This window comes from Erythrobacter sp. HI0063, from assembly GCF_001635685.1.
Lineage (GTDB): Bacteria > Pseudomonadota > Alphaproteobacteria > Sphingomonadales > Sphingomonadaceae > Qipengyuania.
Genome location: NZ_LWFF01000048.1, coordinates 38,818 through 64,199, shown reverse-complemented (window position 1 = coordinate 64,199; position 25,382 = coordinate 38,818). Strand labels below are relative to the sequence as shown.

Genomic DNA, 25,382 nt, shown 5'->3' with positions numbered 1-25,382 from the left:
CCGCATTGCCCCATGGGCCGCCTCGTCCGCGCCTTCTGCCTCCGAAGCGACGCTTGCGCCCGCGGCCGCGCAACATCGGAAGGACGAAGAAGAACAGGAGGAAGGCGATCCAGATGATCGTGCCGATTGGAAAACCACCATCGCGCGACTGACGTTCCTGCCGGGCGGCCTGCTGCGCCTCTTCGATCGCGATCGCGTCTTCCGGACTGTTCGCCAGGTGATCCAGGATGGCATCGACACCCTGCGTCACTCCGGCATCGAAATCGCCTGCCTTGAATTGCGGCGTGATCACATCGTTGATGACGCGCCCGGCCATGATCCCGCCGAAATACGGGTGGAGCCCGTAGCCGACCTCGATCCGCATACGGCGTTCGTCCTTGGCAACGAGCAGCAACAGCCCGGTGTCCCGCTGCTCGCCCCCGATGCCCCACTCGCCGAACAACCGGGTCGCATAGGGCTCGATGGTCTCACCGCCCAGAGAAGGTACCGTCGCGACTATGATCGACCGTCCGGTTTCGCGATTGTAATCGCGCAACCGCTGGTCGAGTGCGGTTTCGGTCGCGTCGGACAGCATGTCCGCGCCATCATAGACCGGCCCGTCGGGGCGCGGCGGCAGCTCCGCCTGCGCCAGGGCAGGCGCGGTAGCGAGGGCCGCTAGGAGCAGCCAGCATGCAAGGAACAGGCGCATCATCGCGCCGCTCAGTTCGCGCTTTCAGTTCCGGGCGTCTGTACGGCCGTCGCGCTATTTCCGGTGATGCCGCTCATATCCACCTCCGGATTTTCCCGGCTGACGGCATCGGCTTCGAAATATTCGAGCGGCTCGGCACCGTGAATGATGTTCGCCCCGATGGTCGAGGGGAAGGTGCGGATTTCCGTGTTATAATCGCGCGCCGCTTCGTTATAGCGTACGCGTTCGGTGTTGATGAGATTGTTCGCCTCGTCGATAGCGACCATCAAATCCCCGAAGCGCGGCTGGCTGGCGAGCTGCGGATAGTTTTCGACCACGGTGCGAAGCTGGCCCAGTGCCTGTGTAAGCTGGTTCTGCGCTTCGTTGAAACGCTGAAACTCTTCGGGATCGCTGAGATCGTCGGTCGTGATGTTGATCGAGGTCGCGCGGGCGCGGGCATCGACGACGCCCTGAAGAATGTTCTGCTCCGAAATCGCAGCGGCTTGAACCACCGAAACGAGATTGGGAATGACATCCGAACGCCGCTGAAGGGCGGTTTCGACATTGCCCCACTGCGCCTTGGCCGCCTCTTCCTTGGTCGGGACCGAATTGATCCCGCAGGCCGACAGCGTGAGCGCGGCCATGGCTACGATTGCGGTACGGAAAGCGGCGATGCGTTTCATGATGCGACAAATTCCCCTGATGAGTGTCTTGGAAAGATAGCACACCCGATGCGCGGTTCAAGCGTGGGTGGACGATTTCCGGTGCTTGATCGCGCCGCCGGGAAAAGGCAAATCGGCGCCGGGTCATAGATAGAGAGGACGGCATGGCACTGGGAACCGAATTCAGGAAATTCATCGCGCGCGGCAATGTGATCGATCTCGCGGTCGGCGTGGTGATCGGCGCGGCGTTCAGCGGCATCGTTACGCAATTGACCGAGGCGGTGCTGATGCCGCTGATCGGCTGGATCTTTGGCGATATCGACTTTTCGAACTGGTTCCTGATGCTGGGCGACGTTCCGGAAGGCTATGAGGGCGCGCTCGACAATTACGAGCAGCTGAAGGAAGCGGGCGTGGCCATGATCGGCTATGGCGCGCTGATCACTGCGATGATCAATTTCCTGATCGTCGCCTTCGCGCTCTTCATGCTGGTCCGCAGCGTCAACAAGGTGACCGAGGAAATTCAGCGCAAACAGGCGGAAACCGAAGAGAGCTCGACCAACCCGGAAGTGCCCACCGATCCGCAGCTGGACGTTCTGAAGAAGATCCTGGCGGAACTGAAGGACGGCAAATCCGCGCCTTCATCCACTTCACATTAAGGCGGAAGCGCCTATATGGGGTCTGTCGGTTTCGACCGACTATGGCGATAAATGGTGCCGTGCAATAGGTACAACGGACCCGGGGGCAGTACCCGGCGGCTCCACCACAAACCGCGTATTTTCGGGGTTTATGACGGGGCCGAACTAGGATCGACGTGTGCTGAAAGACGGTATTTTCGCCCGGGCTGAGTAACCCGTAAAACTGTTCGCAACACACAAGTGCCAACGATAACGAAGCACTCGCTCTCGCTGCGTAATCTGACGGCCTAGCGGCCTGATCTTACAAAGCTAAAGCGCGGTTGGACCCACCGGGCAACAGAAGCGGATTCCGGGGCTCCGGGGGTAGCTAGCAACAGAAACCCCCACCTCACACCTTCGAGATTTCAAGCGATGACGAGGCTCATGCCTCTGGTCGTTCCGCCGCTTCCTTCTCCGCGCGCTCGTAGCGCAGGCAGTCGAGGATTTTCGCGCCGCCCAAGAACACTGCGCCCGCCGTCGCCGCCATGAGGACGTAGCCCATCGGGCCGGGATAGATCTCGGTGTAATGCGCGCCGCGCGTCATCGCGCCCAGAGCCAGGGCGAAGATGATCAGATACGCTTCGAAGCGATTCTTGATCACGAAGAGGCGCTTGATCTTATGCAGCACAGGGAACGCGATCCTTTCTTAACCATACCCAACGCAAGAGCCGTGCCAGGCGAGGATTCTTGCGGCATGCGATGGTTAAGGCAAACGCGCTTGTAAAGCTATCCGACAGCGCCGGTCGAGTTTGCCTGCGTCAGAGCAGTTCGTCCAGCGACAGCACGCCGAGCAAGGCTTCGCGCGCGTCCCTGACGCGCCCTGCCAGCGATTCACTGCCGATCTCGGAAGGGTGGATGGTTTCGGGCCACATTTCGGCCACCACCGCCTCGATCCGCGTCGCCTTTCCTTCGTCGAGCAGGAAGCGCGCATCCACGGTCCTGGGATCGGCGACGACGCGCAAACGCAGGCAGGCCGGCCCGCCGCCATTGGCCATCGACTGGCGCACATCGACCGGGATGACCTTGCGGATCGGGCCGTTGCTCTCCAGCATCCGCTCGCACCACGACCAGACGCTGGCGCTATCCCGACACTCGCTCGGCACGACCAGCGCCATTTCGCCCGAGGGCAGCGTGAGAAGTTGGGCGTTGAACAGATAGGTCCGGATCGCTTCTTCGAGGCTGACAGCCTCTTCGGGCACTTCGACCACTTCCAGCGCCGGAAAGGCGGCGCGGATCGCTGCGTAGGCGCCCTGCTGGTCCGCAAAGGCGCGGGCGTGGGTGAACAACACCCGCTCGTTGGCGACTGCGACCACGTCGTTATGGAAAGCCCCGGCGGCGATGGCTTCGGGGTTCTGTTCGATGAAGACGCAGGCGTCGGGGTTCAGCTGATGGAGGCGCGCCACCGCGCGGCTGGCCTGTTCGTGCTGGCGCGCGGGGAATTTGCCGCCCTGCCGACCCCATACGAACACTTCGACACCGGGCGATCCGTGGCTTTCGCAAAAGCGCATGTGATTGGCCGCGCCTTCGTCTCCGAAGCTGGAAGGCACCGCGTCATGCACTGCGAAATGGCGGGGATCGGCAAAGGCGATGTCGAGCTGGGCCTTGGTATCCCGCCATTCCTGCCCGCGATGCAGCATGGTGACGAGATTGGCGGGCGTCAGATGGCAACGATTGTCGGCGGTATCGGGTGCCGGGCTGACCGTGGCGGCATTGGCAGTCCACATGCTGGAGGCAGACCAGGCGGCGGCGAGGAGCGGGCCATCCAGGCTCTCGTCCGCGCCGATCGCATGCAGCAGGCCGTCATTCGGGCGCGGCAGTGGCAGCAGAAAACCCTGCGTCAGTCCGCGTTCCATGTTCCCGCGCATCTTCGCAATGCCTTGCAGGGCGGCGGCGCGCGGAAAGCTCGGATCGCCCTTGTGGCTGGCGCTCGCGATATTGCCGAGGCTCAGCCCTGCGTAATTGTGCGACGGGCCGACGATCCCGTCGAAATTGATTTCGACCAGGCTCATCGCGTCACGCTCCAGACCTCGTCGCCCACGGCGACTTCGAGAGCCTGTGCACAAGCCGCATCGATCGCGATATTGCCGTCCGCGTCGACTTCCCGCCGACCGTAGGCGCAGCGGAAATCCTTGAGCGATCCGGTGGCGATCAGCGCGCGTTCCCCGATATCGAGCGAGATGTCGCTCAACGTGCCCGGCGTCGCTTCGGCGATGCTCTTCACCTGATCGGTCCGCGCGGTCATGGTGGGGCCGCCATCGAAGATGTCGACGTAGTTTTCGTACGCGAAGCCTTCCTGTTCCAGCATCCGCATCGCAGCGCGGCCGGTGGGGTGGGGCAGGCCGATCACCTTGCGCGCATCCTCGTCCAGCATCGCGATATAGACAGGGTGCTTGGGCATCAGATCGGCGATGAACTGATTGCCGTTGATGGCGTTGAAATAGTCCGCTTCCTGAAAGCTCATCCCGAAGAAGCGCCCCGCGACCCCGTCCCAGAACGGCGATCCGCCCGCATCGTCGATGATCCCGCGCAATTCGGCGAGGATACGCGGGGCGAAGCGCAGGCGATGCATGGCGATGAAGAGATAACGGCTGCGCGCCAGGAGCAGGCCGAGCCCGCCCGCACGCTCGTTGGGGTGAAGGAACAGGCCGCCCACCTCGCTCGCTCCTTCCAGATCGGTGACGAGGCTGAGCAGTTCGGCGCGCACCGTGCGGTCCAGTTCCTGGCTGTGCTGCGTCAGCGTGGTGAGACGATAGGAATAGAACGGCCATTGCTGGCCGACCTGGGTGAACAGCTGGCACGTCCCGCGCACCTGTCCGTTTTCGGTATTTTCCAGCACCAATACGAACTGATCGTCGCCGAGCTCGTCGTCTTCTCGCGCGAAGGCGGCTTCGGCGCGAGCCAGCTTGGCTTCCAGTGCGCTGCGATCGGCGGGCAGATTGGTGAAGCCGCCCCCGGTCAGTTTCGCCATTTCGTAAAGCGGTTCGATGTCTTCGGGCCGGGCGGCGCGCAGGCGGAAGGTCAAAGCGGGTCTCCGTTGGCGAGTTTTTCGAGCACCAGAGCCGACAGCGCGGCACGCTCGGCAAGCGAGGGGACGATCATGTATTCGTCCGGCGAGTGGATCGCGCCGCCGCGTACGCCCATCGTGTCGACCACGGGGACGCCGCAGGAGGCGATGTTGTTGCCATCGCACACGCCGCCGGTCGGCTGCCAGCCGATAGTCTGCCCCAATTCGGCGCCGCAGGTCTTCACCAGGTCGAACAGTTTCTGCGCGCGATCGTCCACCGGCTTGGGTGGGCGGGTCACGCCGCCATGGCGATGGATCGCGATTTCGTGCTTCGCCTCGATCGCGGCGAGGATCGGGGCCAGTTCGCCGTCGAACCGCTCCATCGCGTCGGTGGATTTGGGGCGGATGTTGAAGCGCAGGATGGCGAGATCGGGCACGACATTGTTGGCCGCGCCGCCTTCGATCTTGGCCGGATTGATCGTGATATCGTCCTTGGCGAGATCCACGATCCGCATCACGAGATCGGAGGCGGCGACGATGGCATTGCGCCCGTCCTGCGGATTGCGGCCGGCATGGGCGCTGCGGCCGCGCAGAGTGATCGAATAATTCCCCGTCCCCCCGCGCGCATGGGCGAGCGTTCCATCGGGCCGGGCGCTGGGCTCGTAAGTCAGCGCGGCGTATTTGCCCTGCGCCAGTTTTTCGATGAGGGGGCGGCTGGCGAGGCTGCCGGTTTCCTCATCCGAATTGATCATCACGTCATAGCCGAGACGGTCGGCATTCCCGCTCGCCTCGAAGGCCCTGAGCGCATGCAGGATCACGCACAGGCCGCCCTTCATATCGGCGGTGCCGGGGCCGTTGACGGTCTCGTCGTCCAGCCAGCTGTTTTCCTGAAACGGGTGATCGACCGGATAGACGGTGTCCATGTGCCCTGTCAGCACCACGCGCCGAGCCGCTTCGGGGCGGACGCGCAGGACCAAGTGCCTGCCGTGCGGCTTTTCGAATTCGGTCCCGTCGGCGGAAATGGCGGAGACCGGCGCGGGCTCGACCAGTTCGACCTCGCCCGGAAGCACTGAGAATGCGCTGGATAGCTTGTCGGCCATCACCGCCAGCCCTTCGAGATTGGCGGTTCCGCTGTTGACCGACGCCCAATCGAGCGTCTGGTCGAGCATGGTCTTCGCGTCGATGCGGTCGAGCAGGGCGTTTTGTGTGATCATCGCCAGCGGGCTTAGCGGCGGTCCATAGGGTTTTCCAGCCCAGTGCCCGCTGCGTACGGCACCGAGCCACGAGTCTGCGCGGACGGCCCCCAACGCCATGGGAATTGGCTTGCAAGCGAAGGCTTGCAAATTCCCGTGCCCCCGGACATAAACGGGCTCGCTCCTCCCCGGGATCCGCTTTTCGATTATTAGCAGTATACGGGTGAGTTGCCTTTCATGACCGATTACGTGAACCGCGCCGGGATCCAGGCCGATCCGGCCTTGGCCGATTTCATCGAGAACGAGATTCTCCAGCCGCTCGGCAAAGATACGGGCGCCTTCTGGACGGGCTTCGCGTCCCTGCTCGAACGCTTCGTCCCGCGCAACCGGGCGCTTCTCGACACGCGCGGAGAACTCCAGGCGAAGATCGACAGCTGGCATCTGGATCGGGCCGGGCAGACGCACGATGCAGATGCGTATCGCGCGTTCCTCGAAGAGATCGGCTATCTCGTTCCCGAGCCCGAAGCGTTTACGATCGGGACCGAAAACGTCGATCCCGAAATCGCGACCATGGCCGGGCCGCAGCTCGTGGTGCCCATTCTCAATGCGCGTTTCCTCCTCAACGCTGCCAATGCGCGGTGGGGCAGCCTGTATGATGCGCTGTACGGCACCGATGCGCTCGACGCGCCGCCGCCAAAGCCCGGCGGGTACGACCGCGCGCGCGGCGATGCGGTGATCGCGGAAGGACGCCGGTTCCTCGACGAAGTCCTGCCGCTGGCGAGCGGGAGCTGGCGCGATATCGCTGGCGCGGAGGATATCGACCTTGCCGATAAGAGCGCCTTCGTCGGCCGGATCGATGACGGCCTGCTGTTCCGCAACAATGGCCTGCACATCGAAGTGCAGTTCGCATCCGACCACCCGGTCGGTAAAACCGACAAGGCCGGAATCAGCGACATCGTCCTCGAAGCGGCACTGACCACGATCGCCGACCTTGAGGATTCGGTCGCCGCAGTCGATGCCGAGGACAAATTGCTCGGCTATCGCAACTGGCTCGGCGTGATCCGGGGCGATCTGGAAGAAAGCTTCGAGAAGGGCGGATCGACACAGACGCGGCGGCTGTGCGAAGACAAGATCTTTCGCGACGCGGAAGGGGCCGAACATCGCCTGCCGGGCCGCAGCCTCATGTTCGTCCGCAATGTCGGGCACCTGATGACCAATCCCGCCATGCTGTGGGACGGCGGCGAGATTCCGGAAGGGATCATGGATGCTGTCGTAACCGGAGCGATCGGCGCGCTCGACGTGGCTGGCAAGGGGCGCTTCGGAAATTCGCGGACCGGTTCGATCTATATCGTGAAGCCCAAGATGCACGGGCCCGAAGAATGCGCCTTCACCAACGATTTGTTCGATGCGGTGGAGGATATGCTCGGGCTCGATCGGCATACCATGAAGGTCGGCGTGATGGACGAGGAACGGCGCACATCCGCCAATCTCGCCGCCTGTATCCATGCGGTGAAGGACCGCGTCGTCTTCATCAACACCGGCTTCCTCGATCGGACGGGTGACGAGATGCACACCTCGATGCGGGCCGGGCCGATGCTGCGCAAGGGCGCGATGAAAGGCTCTGCGTGGCTCAAGGCCTACGAGGCGCGCAATGTCGGTATCGGTCTCGCTCATGGACTTTCGGGCCGGGCGCAGATCGGGAAGGGCATGTGGGCCGCGCCCGATCTGATGGGTCAGATGATGCTGGAAAAGATTGGCCATCTGCGCGCCGGGGCCAACACCGCCTGGGTGCCGAGCCCGACTGCCGCAACCCTGCATGCGATCCATTACCACCGCGAGGACGTGTTCGAGATCCAGCGGGGCCTGCCCGATGCGGCGAAGCTGGACGAGCTGCTGACGATCCCGCTGGCCGAGGGCGTGAACTGGTCGGAAGAGGAAATCCGCGAGGAGCTCGACAACAATTGCCAGGGCCTTCTGGGCTATGTCGTGCGCTGGATCGATCAGGGCGTCGGCTGTTCCAAAGTGCCGGACATCAACGATGTCGGGCTGATGGAGGACCGCGCGACGCTGCGGATCAGTTCGCAGCATATCGCCAACTGGCTGCTGCACGGTGTCGTCAGCGAGGATCAGGTTATGGATTCGCTCACTCGCATGGCCGCCAAGGTGGACGAACAGAATGCGGGCGATCCGGCATACGAACCGCTGCTCGAAAATCAGGACGCGCCTGCTTTCAGCGCGGCGAAGGATCTGATTTTCAAGGGCGTCGATCAGCCGAGCGGGTATACCGAACCGCTGCTGCACCAATGGCGGCGGGAAAAGAAGGCGGCGGGCTGAAGGTCAGCTCGTGCCTGGATAGGGCTCGTTCTTGAGCAGCCTGGCAAGATGGGCGGCATTTGCGGCCACCGTGGCCGCAGTGACGTCCGTCTTGTCGGGCGTCTCGTCCAGATCCTTGAAGTCGATGCTGCCCATGGCTTCACCGACCCAATAGCAGGCGGCAGCGGCAGGGATCGTCCAGCCGGTATCGTTGAGCGACTGGAAAAGCTGCGCCGAACTCCAGTGAGCGCCATCCTCATTGCCCACGATCGCGGTCACCGCGATTTTGCCCGAACTCGGCATTCGGCCCTTGTCGTCGGTTTCGCCTAGAAACGCATCCATGCGTTCGAGCACGCGCTTGGCGATCGAACCGATCTGTCCCATCCAGATCGGGCCGCCGAAGATCAGGATATCGTGCGCGAGGATTTTTGTGCGCAGTTCTGGCCAGTCGTCTCCGTCGCCTTCGTCCGAGGTGACCCCGGGCAGCACATTGTAGTCGGCGATCCGCAGCATCTCGGTGATCTCGACATCGTGATTGGAGAATTTTTCCCTCAGCAATGCGATCATCGCGTCGGTCGAGCTGGGCTCGCCGCTGCTTTTCTTGAGCGAACAATTGATGGCGATGGCTTTGACGGACATGGAAATTGTCTCCTTCAGCCCGTCAATGCATGGCGCGACGCTATCGTTTCGCCATCCCGTCCACCTGCCTCGCCAGTGCGACGAAATCGGCGACGCGCAAGGTTTCGGCCCGCCGTTGCGCATCGATACCGAGGGTTTCCATCGCCTCGATCGCGCCCGGCACGCCCTTGAGGCTTTGACGCAGCATCTTGCGGCGTTGCCCGAAGGCGGCTTCGGTGAGGCGTTCGAGCGTGCGGGCGCTGACGCCGTCCGGCATGGACGCGGGCGTCACATGGACGATGGCGCTCATCACCTTGGGTGGGGGCGTGAAGGCGCTGCGATGGACCTTCATCGCCAGCTTCGCCGTGCCGCGCCACTGGGCCAGAACCGCCAGCCGGCCATAGGCAGAACCTCCAGGCGCGGCGACGATCCGTTGGGCGACTTCCTGCTGGAACATCAGCGTCAGCCCCGTCCAGAGCGGGGGCCATGTCTCGCCCGACAGCCAGCGCACGAACAGCGCGGTGCCGACATTATAGGGCAGGTTGGCGACCACTTCGAACGGTTCGCCGCCCATCAACTCTGCATGGTCGAGCTTCATCGCGTCGCCCGGAACCACGGTCAATCGGTCGGGAAACGCCTCGGACAGTTCGGCAAGCGCGGGCAGGCAGCGCGGGTCCATTTCGATCGCGGTGACGCGCGCTCCGGCACGCAGCAACGCACGGGTCAAGCCGCCGGGGCCGGGGCCGATCTCGAGCACGTTGCGACCCGCCAGATCGCCGGGAACGGCTGCGATCCGGTCCAGCAAATGTTCGTCGAAGAGGAAATTCTGGCCGAGCGCCTTGCTGGCGGACAGACCGTGCCGGGCGATCACTTCGCGCAAGGGGGGCAGGTCGGCCATCAAGGCTTCGCTCGCCGTTCAGCCATCGCACTTGCCATGCGCAGTGCGGCGATCATCGCGCCGGGATCGGCCAGGCCCTTGCCTGCGATGTCGAACGCCGTTCCGTGGTCGGGCGAAGTGCGGACGATGGGCAGGCCGAGCGTGACATTGACGCCCTCGTCGAAATCGAGCGCCTTGATGGGGACCAGCGCCTGATCGTGATACATCGCCAGTGCCGCATCGTAGGTCTGGCGCGCGCGTGGGGTGAAGAGCGCGTCGGCGGGGTGCGGACCTGTCACCGCCATGCCTTCTGCGCGCAGCGTTTCGATGGCGGGGGCGATGATGTCGCGCTCCTCGCTGCCGAATTTGCCGCCTTCGCCCGCGTGGGGATTGAGGCCGCAGATCGCGATGCGCGGAGCCGCGATCCCGAAATCCCGCGTAAGAGCCGCGGCAGTTATTCGCGCTTTCGCGGCAATCGTCGCCTTGTCGAGCAGGCGGGGCACGTCGGCGAGAGCACAATGCACAGTCACCGGAACCGCGCGCAGGCTCGGCCCGGCCAGCATCATCACGACATCGTTTGGCCCCAGCCCGCAGGCGGCGGCGAGAAATTCGGTCTGGCCGGGAAATTCGAAACCGACGCGCGCCAGATGGGCTTTGGAGACGGGAGCGGTGACGGCTGCGGACGCCTTGCCGAGCAAGGCCATGCGGACCGCCCCGGCCAGCGAGCCGAGCGCGAGCGCCGCTCCCGCATCGTCGGGCACTCCCGGGCGATAGGTGCCGTCCTCCGCTCCGAGCACCGGAAGGCCCCGATCGAAAGCGTCGTTCGCTTCTGCCGCATCGTCGATAGGCACGATAGGGCAGGCGAGATCGCGAACCGCAGCCGCTTTCTCCAGCACGGTAGTACCGCCGACTACGAAAAAGGGCGCAAGCTTGCTTTCACGGCGCCGCGCCCAGCTCGCGACGATGATCTCCGGCCCGATCCCCGCCGGATCGCCAAGCGATACGGCGAGAGGGGGCATGTCAATTATACTCGATATAGGCGTCGTTGCGCAGATCGCGCAGGTAACGCTGGGCGCGCTTGCCGATGCGCTCATCCTCGATCTGGTTCATCAGAGTCTCGAAATCGGGTCCGGCATTCTGTTCGGGATCGTCACGACCGCACAGCATCAGCACACGGATGCCGTCTTCCACGCTGCCGAAGGGCGGGGTGGTCTGACCGATCTGCAATTGCAGAATCGCGTTCTGCAAAGCCTCGGGAAGCGAGCGAACGCGGATTTCGTCGTTGGTGACGATGCTGGCGCCGAGCGCAGCGGCCGCGCTGTCCGCATCGCCGCAGCCGCGAATCTGCGACACGCCTTGGGTGAAGGCCTGCACGCGCGCAGCCGCCTGCGCCTGCGTGGTGCCCGGATCGAATCCGATCGAGATCTGCTTGAGGCTGAGCACGGCGTCACGCGGATCGGCGGTCAGCACCTGACGCTTGTCGATCAGATACAGGATCGAGAACCCGCCCGGAATGGGCAGGGGGCCGACCAATTGGCCGGGCTGCATCTGGCCTGCGACTTCCGATAGCTGGGCGGGCAACTGGCCGAGCCGCACCCAGCCCAGATCGCCGCCCACGGCTGCTGTCGACGCTTCGGAGAACTGACGTGCATAAGCGACGAAACTGCCGCCCTGGCGCAATTGTTCGACGATACGCCGCGCATTGTCCTGCACCGCGGCCTGGCTTTCGGGCGTTGCGGACAGGAAGATTTCACCCAGCCGGAATTCTTCGGTCCCACGCGAGGCTTCGAGCCGCTCGAGCTGCTCGTTCACTTCTTCACCCGATACGCTGACGAACGGAGCCACATTGCGGCGCAGCAGGCGCTGCCAGGCAAGCTCGCCGCGAATCTGGCGCTTCAGGGACGCGGGCGAGGAACCGACCTGCTGGAGATAGGCCGCCATCGCGCCGTCTTTCTGGCCGAAATTCTGTTGGGCCACGGCGTTGTAACGCTGCTCCACCTCCTGGTCGGTGACCTCGATTTCCTGCGCTGCGGCTTCCTGAATTTGCAGGGTTTCGTCGATGAGATTGCGCAGCACCTGCATTTTGAGGCGCTGGAAATCCTCGGCGCTCAATTCGTGATCGTTCGCTGCCGTGACGAGCGCTACCCGCTGATCGACATCGGTTCCGGTGATGACATCGCCGTTCACGACCGCGGTCGCCGTGCGAACGTTCGGATTGCTCTCGCCCAGCAAGGTCACCGATTCGGGCAGGCCCAGCGGATTGCCTGCTTCGGGCGCATCGGCCTGCACCTGCGCGATGGCAGGCAGCGGCGCAGCCATCAGGCCGAGCATCGCCGTAAGGGAAACGAGAGAGGATAGCGGTTTGCGCGTCACGTAGATCGTCCAATTGCGGCGCCATGCAGGCGCCCGGATACAGCCCGGTCTTGCCGCCGTCCGGCTTAACCGTAGCTGATTGGCGGCGGCGATTAGCGCATAGGAGCCCGCATGCCAACGGGCGCGGCCCGCTCGCGTCAGCGGAAGCCCAGTTTGCGAAGCGCGAAATAGACCTGGAACGTGTCGCCGCGCTGCGCATCGCCCGTGTCGAGATAGTCGCGCCGCCAGGTCAGCCCCATTTCGAGGCAATCGTCCTCGTAGGCGACACCCAGCCGCGTACGGATAGGCTGGAAGCCGTCCGATCCGAGATTGGGATCCTCGTCGCGATTGGTGAGATTGAAGACGCCGGAGCCGAATACAGACCAGTAGCGGCGGAAGGCGACACGCGCGGCGGCGCGCAATTCCTCGCGATCCTGCAAATCCTCGACCTGGAAGATATTCCGGTTGAGCCGGAGATAGCCGACCTCGGCGTAGGTTCGCGCGCTGCCGACAGTCGCGTCGATCTCGTTGCGGCGCACCGCCAGATTATCCTTGTCGAGGCGGAAGCGGTGGGTCAGCTTCACGAAATCGCGGAACCGCACTTGGGTCCGTCCGACGATGTCCGATACGCGCTCCGACAGGCCCGTGCCGTCGACGAAGACGCCCGGATCCTTGTCCAGCCTATAGGTCTGGCCGAGCGTGGTCTTCAGATCCCATCCCGGCGCGCGCAACTGCCAGTCCACGCCATAGGTCACGCGCGCCCCGTCCTCGACCCGGTCGTATCCGGGAAAGCGGTTGAGCGCGAAGAGGTTGGAATCCTCCAGATCGATCGCGCGCGAATCCTCGTTGGGGATCGCGAGGTTGCGGATCGGCGGGCTAGCGGCGAACTGAACGCGCGGGGTCAGCACCTGATCCCAGCCGAGGAATTGGCCCACCAGCGGCCATTCGACATCCACCGCCGCGACTGCGATCCCACGCGCTTCCCATCCCGGATTGCCGCGATAGAGCGCCGTATCGGTGAGCGCATTGTCGCTCGAATGGTAGACATCGCCGCGCACCAGGCCGGTCAGAGTCACCAGCTGGCCCATCCCGGTCACGCGGCGCAGATCCCAGCGCGCGCGGGCGAAGGCGCGCTGCGTGTCCTGTCCCTCGTCGCGCAGGATGGCGAGGCTGTTGGCCTGTAGCTCGACCTTGCCGCCCAGAACCGGATCGTTGAGCCGATACCGATAGTCGATCGCGGGCAGGGCCAGCGGAACCTGCCCCTGATCCGCGCCCAATCGCAAGGTCTGCGTCGCCCAGCCGGCGATCGAGAGATAGGATTGCCGGTCGATCCGCTCGAGATCGATGGTGGAGCGCAGGCGATCGTCGCGGCTGATGTCATAACGGCGCAGGAACGTGCGGTCGCTGGCGCGGCGCACCGATCCGGTCAGGCTCCAATTGGGATCGAACTGGAACTGGCCGTTGGCGAAGACATAGCCGCGAAAATCGCGTTCTCCGACGCGATTGCCCGTCAGACTGGAGATGCGGCGGCTGTAGGTCGCATACCCCGTGATCTGGAACGCGCCCTTATCGGTAAGCTGGCGGTACTGCCCGCTCACCATGGGGAGCGCTTCGGTGAAGAGATACGCGCTCGCGGTCGCATCGCGATTGGGGCCGAGACGCCAGTAGTAACTGCCGCTGACCTCGACGCCGTTGCTTTTCGAAATGCGCAGATCGGGCACCAGGAAGCCTGCGACCGGCCCTCCATCGGTGCGGATCGAAAGGCCGGGCAACGGCAGGAGACGCGCACCGAACAGTTCGAGATAGGCGTTGCGGAACCGGACCCGGCTGTCGCTGGGGTCGTACGTCACGCGATCGGCGGTGATCCGCCAGCTCGGCGCCTTGTCGCATCCTTCGGGCGTGGTGACTGAGCAGGCGGTGTAAGCCGCGCGTTCCAGCTCGATCGTTCCGTCCGCACCGCGCGATCCGGTTTCTGCGGCCAGCCGCCCGCCCTGGCGCAGCGCCAGCAGCAGGTTCTCCATCGCGCCGGCTTCGAATTCGTCGGTCAGCACCACGCTTTCCGAAAACAGCTGATTGCCGTTTTCGTCGACGAAGCGCACGCGTCCTTCGGCGAGGATTTCGCCGCTATTGCGGTTCCAGGTGACGCGATCGGCGCGTACCGAGCGATCGCCGCTGCGCAGGACGACGCTGCCGCTGGCAGTAACGGTGTCGCTGGGCGAATCGTAGCTGAGCGTGTCGGCTTCGAAGGCGATCTCGTCGCTGTCGGCGCTCTGGCCGGTCGGCAGGTCGACCGTGTCCTGCGGTGCATCTTCCAGCGGGCGCGTGGAGAGGTCGGCGCTTTCTTCCTCGTCCTCGAACCGGTCGGGATCGGACCGGTCGGCCTGATCCTGCGCGGTGGCCATGCCGGTGGCCGCACCGTCCTGCGCGAGGGCGGCGGAGCCGTGAAAACCGGCTATCAGACAGATGCTTAGCGCGCTGGACAGCGAGAGCCCCGCCCGGATGCGGTGCAAATCGGGCGCGGATACGCTGGGCGTGTGCATGGCTTGCCTATCGCATCGCCGCTCCCTAACTGCAATCGCGTTCACGAGCGGCCTTTCGCATAGCCTCAAATCGCGTCGCGGCCGCGCCACACCTATTACTCGCGGGAGTTCCCATGCAGATCGAATTCAGCCCATCGCGTCCCGAAGGATTGCGTCTCGTCGCCCAGGCCACCGTCAAGGGCACGTTGCCCGACGGGCTGGAGCGGGCGATGGAAGAAGGCGCGAAGGCGGCACGTTTCAAGGGCTCGGCAGGCCAGCTGTTCGACGGCTTCGTCGAGCGTGACGGCGCGGTCCTGCGCCTGGTCCTGGTCGGCACCGGCGCTGCCGACGCCGAAGGACGCGCGGCGAATTGCGAGAAGGCTGGTGCTGCGATTTCGGCCAAGTACCAGTCGGCGGGCGAGGAGACGATCGGCTTCGATGCGACCGGCCTCGCCGCCGAAGATCTCGCGCATGTCCTGCTCGGCCTCAGGCTGCGCAATTGGCGTTACGACATCTATCGCACCAAGCTGAAGGACGAGCAGAAGGTGACGCTGCAGCGCGTCGTCGTCCTGAACGCGCCCGAAGGTGCCGAAGACGCCTGGAACGAGGCCGCTCATCTCGCCGACGGGATCGAGTTCACGCGCGAACTCGTCACCGAGCCTGCCAACATCATTTACCCCGAAACCTTCGTGGAACGCTGCCAGAAGCGCTTCGAAGGCAGTGGCGCGGAACTGATCGTGCTCGACGAAGCGAAGATGGAAGGGCTCGGCATGGGTGCGCTGCTCGGCGTCGGGCAGGGCTCGGCCCGCGATTCGCGCATCCTCGCCATTCGCTGGAACGGCGGCACGGACGGCGAAGCGCCGATCGCCTTCGTCGGCAAGGGTGTGACGTTCGACACGGGCGGCATTTCGATCAAGCCCGGACCCGGCATGGAAGACATGAAGTGGGATATGGGCGGCGCCGGCGCGGTCGCAGGCGCGATGCTGGCGCTGGTGCGGCGCAAGGCCAAGGCCAACGTGGTCGGCGTGGTCGGCCTGGTCGAGAACATGCCCGACGGGAACGCGCAGCGCCCCGGCGACGTGGTCACCTCAATGTCCGGCCAGACGATCGAGGTCCTGAACACCGACGCCGAAGGCCGCCTGGTTCTGTGCGACGCGCTCCACTGGACGCAGAAGGAATTCAAGCCCGCCCGGATCGTCGATTTCGCGACGCTGACCGGTGCGATCATCGTATCGCTGGGCAACGAACATGCGGGCGTGTTCTCGAACGACGATGCGCTGGCGCAGGATCTTGCCGATGCGGGCAAGGCCAGCGGAGACAAGGTGTGGCGCCTGCCCATCGGCCCGGCCTACGACAAGCTGATCGACAGCCCGATCGCCGACATGAAGAATATCGGCGGCAAGGGCGCGGGCTCGATCACGGCGGCGCAGTTCCTCCACCGCTTCATCGAAGACGGCACCCCCTGGGCGCACTGCGACATTGCGGGCACCGTGTGGAGCGACAAGCCCGGTGCCACCTGGGGCAAGGGCGCGACCGGTTTCGGTGTGCGCCTGATCGACCGGCTGGTCGCCGACACGATCGAAGGCTGATCGGCCAATGGCAGGCGGCGGTACAGGCAAGATGCGGCGCAAGGGCGACCTGCCGCACAAGACCTGCGCCGCCTGCGGGCTCGATTTCGCCTGGCGCAAGAAGTGGGAGCGGGATTGGGACAGCGTGAAATACTGTTCCGAACGCTGCCGCCGCTCTGCAAAAACGACCGCCCAATCGGCCTGATCGCATGCGCGTCGACTTTTACCAACTGACCCGCGATCCGGTCGAAAAGGTCGTTCCTGCGCTCGCCCGCAAGACCCTGCAGGCGGGCCAGCGCATGCTGATCGTCGGCGCGGATCAGGAGCAGCGCCGGATCATTGCCGAAGAATTGTGGAAGGAAGGCCCGGCGCATTTCCTCGCCAATGGGGAGGCGGCGGAGCCGCACGCCGCGCGCCAGCCGATCCTGCTGTCGGACAGCTGCGAGCCGCTCAACGAAGCGCGCTTTCTCCTGCTCGCGGATGGCGTCTGGCGCGAAGAGGCGAGCGCCTTCGCGCGCACGTTCCTGATGTTCGGCCCCGACCAGACCGAGGCTGCGCGCGGGTTGTGGCGCGAACTGAAAGCGCGTGCCGCCAGCGACGGCACCGTCGAATTCGGCGCGTTCCGCCAGAACGAGGATGGCGGCTGGAACCCTCTGTGACTCCCACCTGTTGGTTGGGAGAAGGAGGCTTTTCTTGCGTATCGCCGGTTCCATCGCCGCTCTGTTTCTGCTCGCAGCCTGCGGTGCGTCGGAAGACGAGCCGCCGCGCGACGATCCGCAGCCCAAGGGCCATTACGTCGTCGATCCCGAAACGGGAGCGACACGCGCCTCGATCACCAATGAAGACGGCACCACGATCCTGCGCGCAGGTGATGGCAGCGAAGGCGAGGTGGCCGAGCTGCCCACCGGCTTCACCGTCTATCCCGACGCCGAAATACGCTCCACCGTGGAAGTAGGGCGCGGCGAGCGGCGCTCGGTCACGATGACGCTTGCCAGCGATGCGCCCCCGGCGGACATGATCGCCTTCTATCGCGCCGAGGCGGAGGCGGCGGGCGTTGCGGTCGATGTCGAGCTTGCCACCGATACGCTTTCGATGGTCGGCGGGCGTGCCGAGGACGGGACGCATTTCACCTTCCAGGCGGCGCGCGAGGAGGACGAGACGGTGGGCCAGCTTACCGTGGGCCAGCTCAGCGTGGATCAGCTCCATGGAAACAGGCCACGCAACTGATGCTTGCCGTTGTGCCCCCACGCGTCTACGGGCGCGCGCATTGCACCCCCTAAATTCGAGGAAATTACGATGGCGGTTACCCGCACCTTTTCGATCATCAAGCCCGATGCCACGCGCCGCAATCTGACCGGCGCCGTCACCAAGATGCTGGAAGATGCCGGCCTGCGCGTCGTCGCGTCCAAGCGCATCCAGATGAGCGAAGACCAGGCGAAGAAGTTTTACGAAGTCCACGCCGAACGCCCGTTCTACGGCGAACTGGTCGACTTCATGACCAGCGGCCCGGTCGTCGTTCAGGTGCTCGAAGGCGAAGACGCCGTGAAGCGCAATCGCGACGTGATGGGCGCCACCAACCCGGCCGACGCCGAAGACGGCACCATCCGCAAGACCTATGCCGAGAGCATCGAAGCCAATTCGGTCCACGGTTCGGATTCGGACGAGAACGCGAAGACCGAAATCGAATTCTTCTTCAACGACGACGAAATCGTCGGCTGATTTAGGACGCCGAAAAGCCCGCGATCTGCGAACGGTGCGCGTGATGCGCGCCGTTCGCGGCACGGGCCTGTTCGGCGCCCATGCCCTCTAGCGCCTCGTCGGTCAGCGTAAGGCCGAGCGCGGCGTAGATCTGCGCGATCTCGCTCTGCCAGTCGCGCCCCAATGCTGCGAAATCGACGCGGGCCAGAGGGCCTGTGAAATCGGCGAGCGCTGCGGCCATCCGTTCTTCGCGCAGCGCCAGCTTGCGAGCCCATTCCTGCCGGATCTTCTCAAGCGACAGCTCCGCGCTCTGGAAGGCGGACTGCGCCGCCACCAGCGACACCGAACTTGCCAGCACATCGTCCGGCTCGCGCCGCGTGACCACCAGCCGCGTGCCCGGAAGCTCGGCTAGCAGCGCGGGGATATCCTCGGCGAACTTCGGACATTTCAGCACTCTGGGCCGGTCCGCATTGCCCATCATCGCGGCATCGGTGCGCAGGATGCGGGCGAATTCGCGATAGAGCGGGGCTGCATCGCGCGCCTCGCTGAAGGCGACGTAGCCGGGAATGCGCCATTGCGCTTCGAAGGCGCACACGTCGAGCGCGGTGGTCAGCCAGCCCAATTCCTCGTCCGCGCGGGTGGGTCCGAAGGGGTGCTGGCTGTCGAGCCACGGATTGACGAGCCGTGCAATGGCCAAGCCCGCACGTAATTTGAGCGGACGCCAGTCGAAAACATTGCCTGCGGGAGGCACCGGATCGACCGCATTGCAGAACCGCGTTCCCGCATGGCGCGGATCGGCGGCAAGCAGGCGGTGAACCCGCGTGGTGCCCGCGCGCATCTGGCCGACCACGGCGATCGGTGGCGTAATCGGCGTTTCCGCGAGATCGGGCCGTTCGCGCCACAAGCGGCCCAGCGCATGGCGCTTCTCGATGGCGGCGACGATCTGGCCATAGGCCATGGTGTGGCCCAGCGCGTTGAGCTGCGCTTCTTCGCGCAGCGAGCGGCACAGCGCCTCCAGCCGGGCGCGGAAATCGGCCACATCCTCGGGTGGACGGATCGATATTTCGTCGTCAGGCGCAAAACCCTCGCTGCCCTTGGCCCACAGAAAATCCGGATCGAGCGGCGGCTGCACGGTCAGCCCGCGTTCCCACATGCCGGCAATCGCGCGGTTGGCCAGCGTGGCGGTGCGCGACACGCAGAGGGGGTGAGGGCGGGGCGGCATCAGACGGTCGCGCAGGCCCCGGCATGCCGCAGCACATGTTCGGCAAGGATGCGCGGATAAAGCTGATGTTCGGCGATGCGGACCCGCTCGGCGAGACTCTTGGCGGTCTCGCCCGGGCGGATGGCGACCGCGATCCTTCCCAGCACCTCGCCCGCATCGAGTTCCTCGGTCACCAGATGGACCGACACGCCGCCATGCGTGTCGCCCGCCGCGATGGCGCGGGCATGGGTGTCGAGACCGGTGTATTTCGGCAGCAGCGAGGGATGGATGTTGAGCATTCGCCCCTTCCAGCGCCGCACGAAGCCCGGCGTCAGAATGCGCATGTAACCGGCGAGCGCGATATGATCGGCCCCTGCCTTGCGGGCCGCATCTTCCATCGCTGCGTCATGGTCTTCGCGCGCCATGTCCTTGTGCGAGAGGGCAAAGGTCGCGATTCCCTCCGCCTCGGCCAAAGCAAGCGCTTCCGCATCCGGATCGTTGCTGGCCACCAGCGCGATTTCGTAAGGCGCGCCATCCAGGCGGCTGGCATAGAGCAGCGCCGCCATATTGCTTCCGCGACCCGAGACGAAAACCGCGACGCGCGCCCGTTGCAGGGCGGTTTCAGGCATTATGCACGGCTTCCCAATCGGCGCGCGCGGACCAGACGCCCGCCGCGCCGCGCACGGTGCAGCCGCGCTCGCCTTCGACGATCTCGCCCACCGCCAGCACCGTATCGCCCGCCTCTTCAATCCGCGTGCGGACCATCTCGGCCTGCGCGGGCTCGACGGCGAGCACCATGCCGACGCCGCAATTGAAGGTGCGCGCCATTTCTTCCGGTTCGATCGCGCCCTGCGCCTGGAGAAAGGCCATCAGGCGCGGCTGGTCCCACAGACCGGCATCGACCATCGCATGCGCGCCCTTGGGCAAGACGCGCGGAATATTCTCGAGCAGCCCCCCGCCGGTGATATGCGCCATCGCGTCGATCAGCCCGTCGCGTACGAGGGGAAGCAGGCTCTTCACGTAAATCCGGGTCGGCTCGATCAGGGCATCGATCAGCAGGCGATCGGAACCGAACAGGGCCGGGCGGTCGAGCTTCCAGCCCTTGTCCGCCGCAAGCTTCCTGACGAGCGAATAGCCGTTGGAATGCACACCCGAACTGGCGAGACCGAGCAATATATGGCCCGGCGCAACGCGCTCGCCCGTCAGCTGTTCGCCACGCTCCACCGCGCCGACGCAGAAGCCTGCGAGATCGTAGTCCCCCGGTTGGTACATGCCCGGCATTTCCGCCGTCTCGCCACCGATCAGCGCGCAGCCCGCCATTTTGCAGCCTTCGGCGATGCCTGCGATCACACGCTCGGCAATGCCGTTTTCCAGCCTGCCGGTGGCGAAATAATCGAGGAAGAACAGCGGCTCCGCCCCCTGAACGATCAGATCGTTCACGCACATCGCGACGAGATCGATCCCAACCGAATCGTGCCGGTCATGATCGATGGCGAGCTTAAGCTTGGTGCCGACACCGTCATTCGCTGCGACCAGCAGCGGATCGGTGTAGCCTGCAGCCTTGGGGTCGAAGAAGCCGCCGAACCCGCCGATTTCGCCATCGGCGCCGGGGCGCGCAGTGGCCTTCACCAGCGGCCCGATCGCCTTGACCAGCGCGTTGCCTGCGGCGATCGAAACCCCCGCATCGGAATAGGTATAGGACGAATTCTTTTCCTGCATGGCGCCTGCCATACGCATTCGCGCTTGGATTTCCATAAGCCATTGGGCAAAAGGCGCGCGGTTTCCCCCATGCACTTGATCCCATCCCTTCCTGCGCTGCGCCGTCCGCTCCCGATTTTCGCCGGGTTGGCGGCGCTTGTCCTGCTTGCGGCGGCGGTCTGGGCGCAGGTGGGGGGCGAGCGCGGCATCGCTCCAGTCGCTGCCTCAAGTGACATTTCGGTCACGGGGATCGAAGTCGACGCCACCGGCAAGAGCAGCGACGAAGCGCGCGCTAACGGCTGGGAGCAGGCACAGCGCAAGGCGTGGGAGCGGCTGAAGGGCCCGGAATTGTCGGATTCGCAGATAGCCGGTCTCGTTTCGGCGATCGTGATCGAACGCGAGCAATTGGGTCCGCGCCGCTATATCGCGCGGCTGGGCGTCATTTTCGACCGGCAGCGCGCCAATGCCTATCTTGGCGGCACCGAACAGGCGCGCCGGTCCGCGCCGATGCTGCTGGTACCGGTGACGTTTTCCGCCGGGACGGAGCTGGTCTACGAGATGCGCAATCCCTGGCAGCGCGCCTGGGCCGAATATCAATCGGGGTCTAGCCGGATCGACTATGTCCGTCCGGCGGGATCGGGTGGCGATTCGCTGCTGGTCACTTACGGGCAGATCGGGCGTCGAAGCCGAATCTGGTGGCGCACCGTGCTAGATCAGTTCAGCGCATCGGACGTTCTCGTGCCGATCGCGGACCTGCGATACACCTATCCCGGCGGACCGATCGAAGGCACGTTCACGGCGCGCCATGGACCGGACAATGTCTATCTCGCCGGATTCCGGATGACGGCCGCCAATCCCGAACAATTGCCCGCGATGCTGGAAAAGGCCGTGGTCCGCTTCGACGCGATCTTCGAACAGGCGCTCGCCAATGGGCGGCTGGCGCCCGATCCCACGCTGGACCTCGGCGATCTGGAGATCGATCCGGCGATCCAGCGCTTGATCGATCTGGGCCGGGCCGAGGCCGAGCGTGAGCGGGCAGCGGCGGCCGCGGCGCGCGCTACGCGCGAGAACCAGCAGGCCGAACCGGGCTCGAGCGTAACGTCCGCGCCGATCGACAATCCGCCCCCGCCGGGCTCTGTCGGGCTCTACACAGTCCAGATCGCTACGCCCGATGCCGACGCATTCAACGCAGGCGTTGCGCAGGTGCGCGGCGCTTCGGGCGTTCGCACCGCCGGGATCCGCAGCACGGCGATCGGCGGCACGTCGGTCCTGACGGTCGGCTTCGAAGGTTCGATCGACCAGCTCGCCGCCGCTCTGCGCAGCCAGGGCTTCACGGTCCGGCAGGCGAACAACGCGCTGTCCGTCAGCCGCTAGGCGCATCGTCGCGACCGCCATTCCAGTGTCTCAGATCGCTCTTCCGCTTTCCGTCGCCGATCCCGATCGGGCGGTGCGGATCGTGGTGGGTGGTGCGAATCGAGCCGCCATCGCCGCATTGGCGGAGCCATCGGACTGGCCCTATCGCACGGCGGTTCTGGTGGGGCCGCCACGCTCGGGCAAGACGCTGCTGGCGCGCTGGTTCGCGTCGTCCGGGCATGGAGAGGCGATCGACGGGGCGGACCGCTGGGATGAAACGGCGCTGTTCCATCGCTGGAACCGCGCGCAGGAGGATGGCCGCCCACTGCTCCTCGTCAGCGATGCGGATGGATGGAGGATCGACCTGCCGGATCTGCGCTCGCGCCTGGGCGGATCAATCCAGCTTGCAATCGCCCCGCCGGACGACGTCATGGCGGGCGAGCTTATCCTGGCGCATGCGGAGCAGCGCGGCCTGCAACTCGCGCCTGCGGCGGCGGATTACCTCGTCCCGCGCGTCACCCGCAGCCATGCCGCTATCGAGAAAGTGGTGGCGGAAATCGACCGCATTTCCCTTGAACGGAAACTGCCCGCCACCATGTCGGTATGGCGCGATGCGCTCGAAGCGGTCCAGGGGCCGGAGCAGGGGCGCTTGCTTTGATACGCGATTGGTGGGAGAATCCTGCGTCATGTTCGACCGGCTGACCGCCTATCTCGACTCCATCCGCGCGCGCGATCCCGCGCCGCGCAGCCGCTGGGAAATCCTCACCTATCCGGGCGTCTGGGCGGTGTTCTGGCACCGCATCGCGCATTGGCTGTTCGAAGCCGAATTGCATTTCCTTGCCCGGTTCGTGAATCATTTCAGTCGCTTCCTGACCGCGATCGACATTCATCCGGGCGCGAAGATCGGACGCAATTTCTTCATCGACCACGGCTTTACCGTGATCGGCGAGACGGCGGTGATCGGCAACGACGTGACGATCTACCAGAACGTGACGTTGGGTGGGACCAATCCGACCAATGGGATCGGGGGCAAGCGCCACCCGACCATCATGGACAATGTCATCATCGGATCGGGTGCGCAGGTGATCGGCCCGATCACGGTGGGCGAGCGCGCGCGGATCGGCGCCAATGCGGTCGTCACCGACGACGTGCCCGAAGGCGCGACGATGATCGGCTTCAAGGCGCGCAGCACGCTGGTGCCGGTCGAAACCTATATGCGCGAGTTCATGCCCTACGGCACGCCGTGCGAGGAACCGTGCGAGCCCGACATGCGCCGGTTCGAGGCGCTGGAGCAGCAGCTGACGGAAATGCGTGCCGAGCTGGAAGCGCTTCGCAAGATATCGACGCCCGAAGCTTCCGACATTGCGGACGCCAAGCGGAGCGGATCGACAAACTGATGCAGCCGAGCGGTGGATCAGGTGGCGCGGTTTTGCCATTCCCCGCGCGCAATGCCGACCAGATCGGCTTCACGCGTGATGAGCTGACGCGCATTCTCGACCTGTATGGCCGGATGGTCGCGGCAGGCGAATGGCGCGATTACGCGATGGATTTCACGCGCGATTTCGCCAGCTTCGCCGCCTTTCGCCGCGCTGCGGAAAAGCCTCAGGCCCGCGTGGAAAAGCGGCCTTCGCTGCGCCAGCGGCAGGGCATGTGGACTTTATTCGGAGAGCACGGCCAAGTGCTGAAACGCGGCCATGAATTGGCTAGCGTGCTCGCGCCGATGGAGCGGCGGCTGATGAAGGCCGTCGATACGTAAGTTTCGTTCGAGAAAAGGCCGAGGTCCCAAGACCCCGGCCCCTTTTTCTAGCCAGCCACGACGCCCGCCACCGGCACGCGCGCCTTCCACTCATTGGGCAATCCTGCGACCACCTTGTTGCGGATCGGCGTCCAGAAGGCCGACAGGCTGAGCAGGGCGGACCCGATCACCAGCGCGGTCAGCGCGAAGGTCAGCTCAACCGCACCGAAGCGGTCGAACAGGAAGGCCAGCGCCACGAGGACATAGGCGAGGGCGGAAACCAGCAGCGCCCGCCGGTCGATCGCCAGCGCGACAAGGCCGAACAGGACATAGATCGCCAGCACGCCGATTGCGGAACCGACGCCGACCCGATCGGCCCCATCCATCACGCCGAGCGAATAGAACACCGGATGTGCGATCATCGGTGCTGCGAGCAGGTGCAGCCAGAAGGCGACATCGCTGCAGCGCGTGGTGCGTTCTCGATCCGAAACGTCCCAGCGCATCGCGAACGCGAACACGCCGAGGCCCATTCCGAAGGTCAGTGCCAGCAAAGTGTCGCCGACCGTATTCTCGTTCAGTTCGAGCGGGCCGTATAGGACGGACACGATCAGCGCGATGACTGTGACGGCGGCGGCACCTGCACCGGCGGCGACAGTGATCGGCACCATGAAGCGCTTCCAGTGGAAATAGGCAGCGCCCGCCGCCAGCAGGCCAGCCCCGGCCACGAACAACGCGCCGGTGCTTTCATTGTCCATCGCGCCAAGAGACAGCCCGATGCCCATCGCGGCGGCGAAACATCCACCGACGAAAGCCAGCAGCAGGATGATGCTGGGCAGCGCCATGCGGCGGCGGCGGGTGAAGAATTCGGAGAGCGGCCAGGCAGTCGCGGCGATCAGGGCCCCGGCAAACAGGGTCGTGAGCGCGCTGCGCCATTCGGATGCGGCAGACCAGGCTGCGATCTCGGCTTCGGTCGGTTCGACATTGGAGCCAAGCGTCCAGATATCCGTCATCGGCGCCATGGCACTCGCGATCGCCTGCCCGATCGCGCCTGCCGCGACCAGCATGATGATCACGCCGATCGCCACGAAGATGTCGTTGAAGCTGTTGATCAGCCGGAAATTCTCTTCGTCACCGCGCGGCATGTCGCGAATCTGCGTCATATGCGCGCGGAACGCAGCCGCCGCTTCGGCGCTGAGCGCCCCGGCACTGACGGCGGAATTGATGTCCTCTTCTGAATACACCGGACGACT

Annotated in this window: 26 protein-coding genes and 1 other RNA gene; 12 read left to right on the top strand and 15 right to left on the bottom strand. The window is 64.9% G+C overall.

The annotated features are described in order from the left end of the window. Positions 1-691 (bottom strand): YgcG family protein (locus A3736_RS02105; RefSeq protein WP_067678582.1); only part of this gene is annotated, 691 nt, incomplete at its 3' end. An 8-nt stretch (positions 692-699) separates the two neighbouring features. Further along, positions 700-1,350, bottom strand: a complete 651-nt coding sequence (locus A3736_RS02100) for a LemA family protein (RefSeq protein ID WP_067678579.1) — start codon at positions 1,348-1,350, stop codon at positions 700-702. Between the two features lie 143 nt (positions 1,351-1,493). On the opposite strand from A3736_RS02100, the gene mscL reads away from it, so the two are divergent. Beyond that, the gene (gene mscL, locus A3736_RS02095) at positions 1,494-1,985 is read left to right on the top strand and encodes a large conductance mechanosensitive channel protein MscL (RefSeq protein ID WP_067678577.1); all 492 of its coding nucleotides are present in this window, start codon (positions 1,494-1,496) and stop codon (positions 1,983-1,985) included. After that, positions 1,972-2,316: a transfer-messenger RNA gene (gene ssrA / locus A3736_RS02090) on the top strand. The genes mscL and ssrA overlap by 14 nt, the downstream gene beginning before the upstream one ends. Positions 2,317-2,385: 69 nt before the next feature. Here ssrA and A3736_RS02085 read toward each other — a convergent pair. The 4 genes from A3736_RS02085 to A3736_RS02070 form a co-directional block, all read right to left on the bottom strand. Beyond that, on the bottom strand, positions 2,386-2,631 hold the full coding sequence (locus A3736_RS02085; protein ID WP_067678573.1) for a hypothetical protein: 246 nt from the start codon (positions 2,629-2,631) through the stop codon (positions 2,386-2,388). A 130-nt stretch (positions 2,632-2,761) separates the two neighbouring features. After that, positions 2,762-4,012 carry an N-succinylarginine dihydrolase gene (locus tag A3736_RS02080; RefSeq protein ID WP_067678571.1) on the bottom strand — a complete coding sequence of 417 codons (1,251 nt, stop codon included), beginning with the start codon at positions 4,010-4,012 and terminating at the stop codon, positions 2,762-2,764. After that, positions 4,009-5,025, bottom strand: coding sequence for an arginine N-succinyltransferase (locus A3736_RS02075; protein WP_067678568.1), 1,017 nt, complete (start codon positions 5,023-5,025; stop codon positions 4,009-4,011). The genes A3736_RS02080 and A3736_RS02075 overlap by 4 nt, the downstream gene beginning before the upstream one ends. After that, complete coding sequence (locus A3736_RS02070) at positions 5,022-6,221, bottom strand: hydrolase (protein ID WP_067678566.1); 1,200 nt, start codon at positions 6,219-6,221, stop codon at positions 5,022-5,024. The genes A3736_RS02075 and A3736_RS02070 overlap by 4 nt, the downstream gene beginning before the upstream one ends. 216 nt (positions 6,222-6,437) lie before the next feature. Here A3736_RS02070 and A3736_RS02065 point away from each other — a divergent pair, with 216 nt between their 5' ends. Further along, positions 6,438-8,534, top strand: coding sequence for a malate synthase G (locus A3736_RS02065; protein ID WP_067678564.1), 2,097 nt, complete (start codon positions 6,438-6,440; stop codon positions 8,532-8,534). A 3-nt stretch (positions 8,535-8,537) separates the two neighbouring features. On the opposite strand, the gene A3736_RS02060 is transcribed toward A3736_RS02065, so the two are convergent. The 5 genes from A3736_RS02060 to A3736_RS02040 all read right to left on the bottom strand — a co-directional run bounded on the left by A3736_RS02060 (position 8,538) and on the right by A3736_RS02040 (position 14,900). Next, on the bottom strand, positions 8,538-9,152 hold the full coding sequence (locus A3736_RS02060) for a flavodoxin family protein (RefSeq protein ID WP_067678562.1): 615 nt from the start codon (positions 9,150-9,152) through the stop codon (positions 8,538-8,540). A 40-nt stretch (positions 9,153-9,192) separates the two neighbouring features. After that, complete coding sequence (rsmA, locus tag A3736_RS02055; RefSeq protein ID WP_067678560.1) at positions 9,193-10,029, bottom strand: 16S rRNA (adenine(1518)-N(6)/adenine(1519)-N(6))-dimethyltransferase RsmA; 837 nt, start codon at positions 10,027-10,029, stop codon at positions 9,193-9,195. Continuing rightward, positions 10,029-11,027, bottom strand: coding sequence for a 4-hydroxythreonine-4-phosphate dehydrogenase PdxA (gene pdxA, locus A3736_RS02050; RefSeq protein ID WP_067678557.1), 999 nt, complete (start codon positions 11,025-11,027; stop codon positions 10,029-10,031). Before pdxA ends, rsmA begins: the two co-directional genes overlap by 1 nt. Before the next feature lies 1 nt (position 11,028). Further along, positions 11,029-12,339, bottom strand: coding sequence for a peptidylprolyl isomerase (locus A3736_RS02045; protein WP_369815408.1), 1,311 nt, complete (start codon positions 12,337-12,339; stop codon positions 11,029-11,031). A gap of 179 nt (positions 12,340-12,518) precedes the next feature. Next, the gene (locus A3736_RS02040) at positions 12,519-14,900 is read right to left on the bottom strand and encodes an LPS-assembly protein LptD (RefSeq protein WP_082851255.1); all 2,382 of its coding nucleotides are present in this window, start codon (positions 14,898-14,900) and stop codon (positions 12,519-12,521) included. Positions 14,901-15,013: 113 nt separating this feature from the next. Between A3736_RS02040 and A3736_RS02035 the strand changes: the two genes are divergently transcribed. The 5 genes from A3736_RS02035 to ndk all read left to right on the top strand — a co-directional run bounded on the left by A3736_RS02035 (position 15,014) and on the right by ndk (position 18,166). Further along, positions 15,014-16,468 (top strand): leucyl aminopeptidase, encoded by a 1,455-nt coding sequence (locus A3736_RS02035; RefSeq protein ID WP_067678551.1) that lies wholly within the window; start codon positions 15,014-15,016, stop codon positions 16,466-16,468. Positions 16,469-16,475: 7 nt separating this feature from the next. After that, on the top strand, positions 16,476-16,652 hold the full coding sequence (locus tag A3736_RS16550; RefSeq protein WP_369815407.1) for a DUF2256 domain-containing protein: 177 nt from the start codon (positions 16,476-16,478) through the stop codon (positions 16,650-16,652). 4 nt (positions 16,653-16,656) lie between these two features. Then, positions 16,657-17,106 carry a DNA polymerase III subunit chi gene (locus A3736_RS02030; RefSeq protein WP_067678549.1) on the top strand — a complete coding sequence of 150 codons (450 nt, stop codon included), beginning with the start codon at positions 16,657-16,659 and terminating at the stop codon, positions 17,104-17,106. Between the two features lie 34 nt (positions 17,107-17,140). After that, positions 17,141-17,674, top strand: coding sequence for a hypothetical protein (locus A3736_RS02025; protein ID WP_067678546.1), 534 nt, complete (start codon positions 17,141-17,143; stop codon positions 17,672-17,674). Positions 17,675-17,743: 69 nt separating this feature from the next. Further along, a complete protein-coding gene (ndk, locus tag A3736_RS02020; protein ID WP_067678542.1) occupies positions 17,744-18,166 on the top strand; it encodes a nucleoside-diphosphate kinase in 423 nt (140 codons plus the stop codon). A 1-nt stretch (position 18,167) separates the two neighbouring features. Here ndk and A3736_RS02015 read toward each other — a convergent pair whose 3' ends face one another. From A3736_RS02015 to purM, 3 genes are read right to left on the bottom strand one after another with little or no spacing between them, the layout of a single operon-like run. Continuing rightward, complete coding sequence (locus A3736_RS02015; RefSeq protein WP_067678539.1) at positions 18,168-19,367, bottom strand: sulfotransferase; 1,200 nt, start codon at positions 19,365-19,367, stop codon at positions 18,168-18,170. After that, on the bottom strand, positions 19,367-19,975 hold the full coding sequence (gene purN, locus A3736_RS02010) for a phosphoribosylglycinamide formyltransferase (RefSeq protein WP_067678536.1): 609 nt from the start codon (positions 19,973-19,975) through the stop codon (positions 19,367-19,369). Before purN ends, A3736_RS02015 begins: the two co-directional genes overlap by 1 nt. Further along, complete coding sequence (purM, locus tag A3736_RS02005) at positions 19,968-21,065, bottom strand: phosphoribosylformylglycinamidine cyclo-ligase (RefSeq protein WP_067678612.1); 1,098 nt, start codon at positions 21,063-21,065, stop codon at positions 19,968-19,970. Before purM ends, purN begins: the two co-directional genes overlap by 8 nt. Before the next feature lie 69 nt (positions 21,066-21,134). On the opposite strand from purM, the gene A3736_RS02000 reads away from it, so the two are divergent. From A3736_RS02000 to A3736_RS01985, 4 genes are read left to right on the top strand one after another with little or no spacing between them, the layout of a single operon-like run. After that, positions 21,135-22,418: a hypothetical protein gene (locus A3736_RS02000; RefSeq protein ID WP_067678533.1), complete on the top strand. Its 1,284-nt coding sequence runs from the start codon at positions 21,135-21,137 to the stop codon at positions 22,416-22,418. A gap of 25 nt (positions 22,419-22,443) precedes the next feature. Continuing rightward, a complete protein-coding gene (locus A3736_RS01995; protein ID WP_067678530.1) occupies positions 22,444-23,055 on the top strand; it encodes a DnaA/Hda family protein in 612 nt (203 codons plus the stop codon). Between the two features lie 28 nt (positions 23,056-23,083). Continuing rightward, on the top strand, positions 23,084-23,794 hold the full coding sequence (gene epsC, locus A3736_RS01990) for a serine O-acetyltransferase EpsC (RefSeq protein WP_067678525.1): 711 nt from the start codon (positions 23,084-23,086) through the stop codon (positions 23,792-23,794). Next, positions 23,794-24,153, top strand: coding sequence for a DUF2794 domain-containing protein (locus A3736_RS01985; RefSeq protein ID WP_067678524.1), 360 nt, complete (start codon positions 23,794-23,796; stop codon positions 24,151-24,153). The genes epsC and A3736_RS01985 overlap by 1 nt, the downstream gene beginning before the upstream one ends. A 47-nt stretch (positions 24,154-24,200) precedes the next feature. On the opposite strand, the gene A3736_RS01980 is transcribed toward A3736_RS01985, so the two are convergent. Then, positions 24,201-25,373: a hypothetical protein gene (locus tag A3736_RS01980; RefSeq protein ID WP_067678523.1), complete on the bottom strand. Its 1,173-nt coding sequence runs from the start codon at positions 25,371-25,373 to the stop codon at positions 24,201-24,203. Positions 25,374-25,382: the final 9 nt, after the last annotated feature.

Bases quoted from the DNA above. Each gene is read 5' to 3' on its own strand.
- A3736_RS02100 (WP_067678579.1), bottom strand. From the start codon at position 1,350: ATGAAACGCATCGCCGCTTTCCGTACCGCAATCGTAGCCATGGCCGCG.
- mscL (WP_067678577.1), top strand. From the start codon at position 1,494: ATGGCACTGGGAACCGAATTCAGGAAATTCATCGCGCGCGGCAATGTG.
- A3736_RS02080 (WP_067678571.1), bottom strand. From the start codon at position 4,012: ATGAGCCTGGTCGAAATCAATTTCGACGGGATCGTCGGCCCGTCGCAC.
- A3736_RS02070 (WP_067678566.1), bottom strand. From the start codon at position 6,221: ATGATCACACAAAACGCCCTGCTCGACCGCATCGACGCGAAGACCATG.
- A3736_RS02065 (WP_067678564.1), top strand. From the start codon at position 6,438: ATGACCGATTACGTGAACCGCGCCGGGATCCAGGCCGATCCGGCCTTG.
- A3736_RS02060 (WP_067678562.1), bottom strand. From the start codon at position 9,152: ATGTCCGTCAAAGCCATCGCCATCAATTGTTCGCTCAAGAAAAGCAGC.
- rsmA (WP_067678560.1), bottom strand. From the start codon at position 10,029: ATGGCCGACCTGCCCCCCTTGCGCGAAGTGATCGCCCGGCACGGTCTG.
- pdxA (WP_067678557.1), bottom strand. From the start codon at position 11,027: ATGCCCCCTCTCGCCGTATCGCTTGGCGATCCGGCGGGGATCGGGCCG.
- A3736_RS02045 (WP_369815408.1), bottom strand. From the start codon at position 12,339: ATGCTCGGCCTGATGGCTGCGCCGCTGCCTGCCATCGCGCAGGTGCAG.
- A3736_RS02040 (WP_082851255.1), bottom strand. From the start codon at position 14,900: ATGCACACGCCCAGCGTATCCGCGCCCGATTTGCACCGCATCCGGGCG.
- A3736_RS02035 (WP_067678551.1), top strand. From the start codon at position 15,014: ATGCAGATCGAATTCAGCCCATCGCGTCCCGAAGGATTGCGTCTCGTC.
- A3736_RS16550 (WP_369815407.1), top strand. From the start codon at position 16,476: ATGGCAGGCGGCGGTACAGGCAAGATGCGGCGCAAGGGCGACCTGCCG.
- A3736_RS02030 (WP_067678549.1), top strand. From the start codon at position 16,657: ATGCGCGTCGACTTTTACCAACTGACCCGCGATCCGGTCGAAAAGGTC.
- ndk (WP_067678542.1), top strand. From the start codon at position 17,744: ATGGCGGTTACCCGCACCTTTTCGATCATCAAGCCCGATGCCACGCGC.
- A3736_RS02015 (WP_067678539.1), bottom strand. From the start codon at position 19,367: ATGCCGCCCCGCCCTCACCCCCTCTGCGTGTCGCGCACCGCCACGCTG.
- purN (WP_067678536.1), bottom strand. From the start codon at position 19,975: ATGCCTGAAACCGCCCTGCAACGGGCGCGCGTCGCGGTTTTCGTCTCG.
- purM (WP_067678612.1), bottom strand. From the start codon at position 21,065: ATGCAGGAAAAGAATTCGTCCTATACCTATTCCGATGCGGGGGTTTCG.
- A3736_RS02000 (WP_067678533.1), top strand. From the start codon at position 21,135: ATGCACTTGATCCCATCCCTTCCTGCGCTGCGCCGTCCGCTCCCGATT.
- epsC (WP_067678525.1), top strand. From the start codon at position 23,084: ATGTTCGACCGGCTGACCGCCTATCTCGACTCCATCCGCGCGCGCGAT.
- A3736_RS01985 (WP_067678524.1), top strand. From the start codon at position 23,794: ATGCAGCCGAGCGGTGGATCAGGTGGCGCGGTTTTGCCATTCCCCGCG.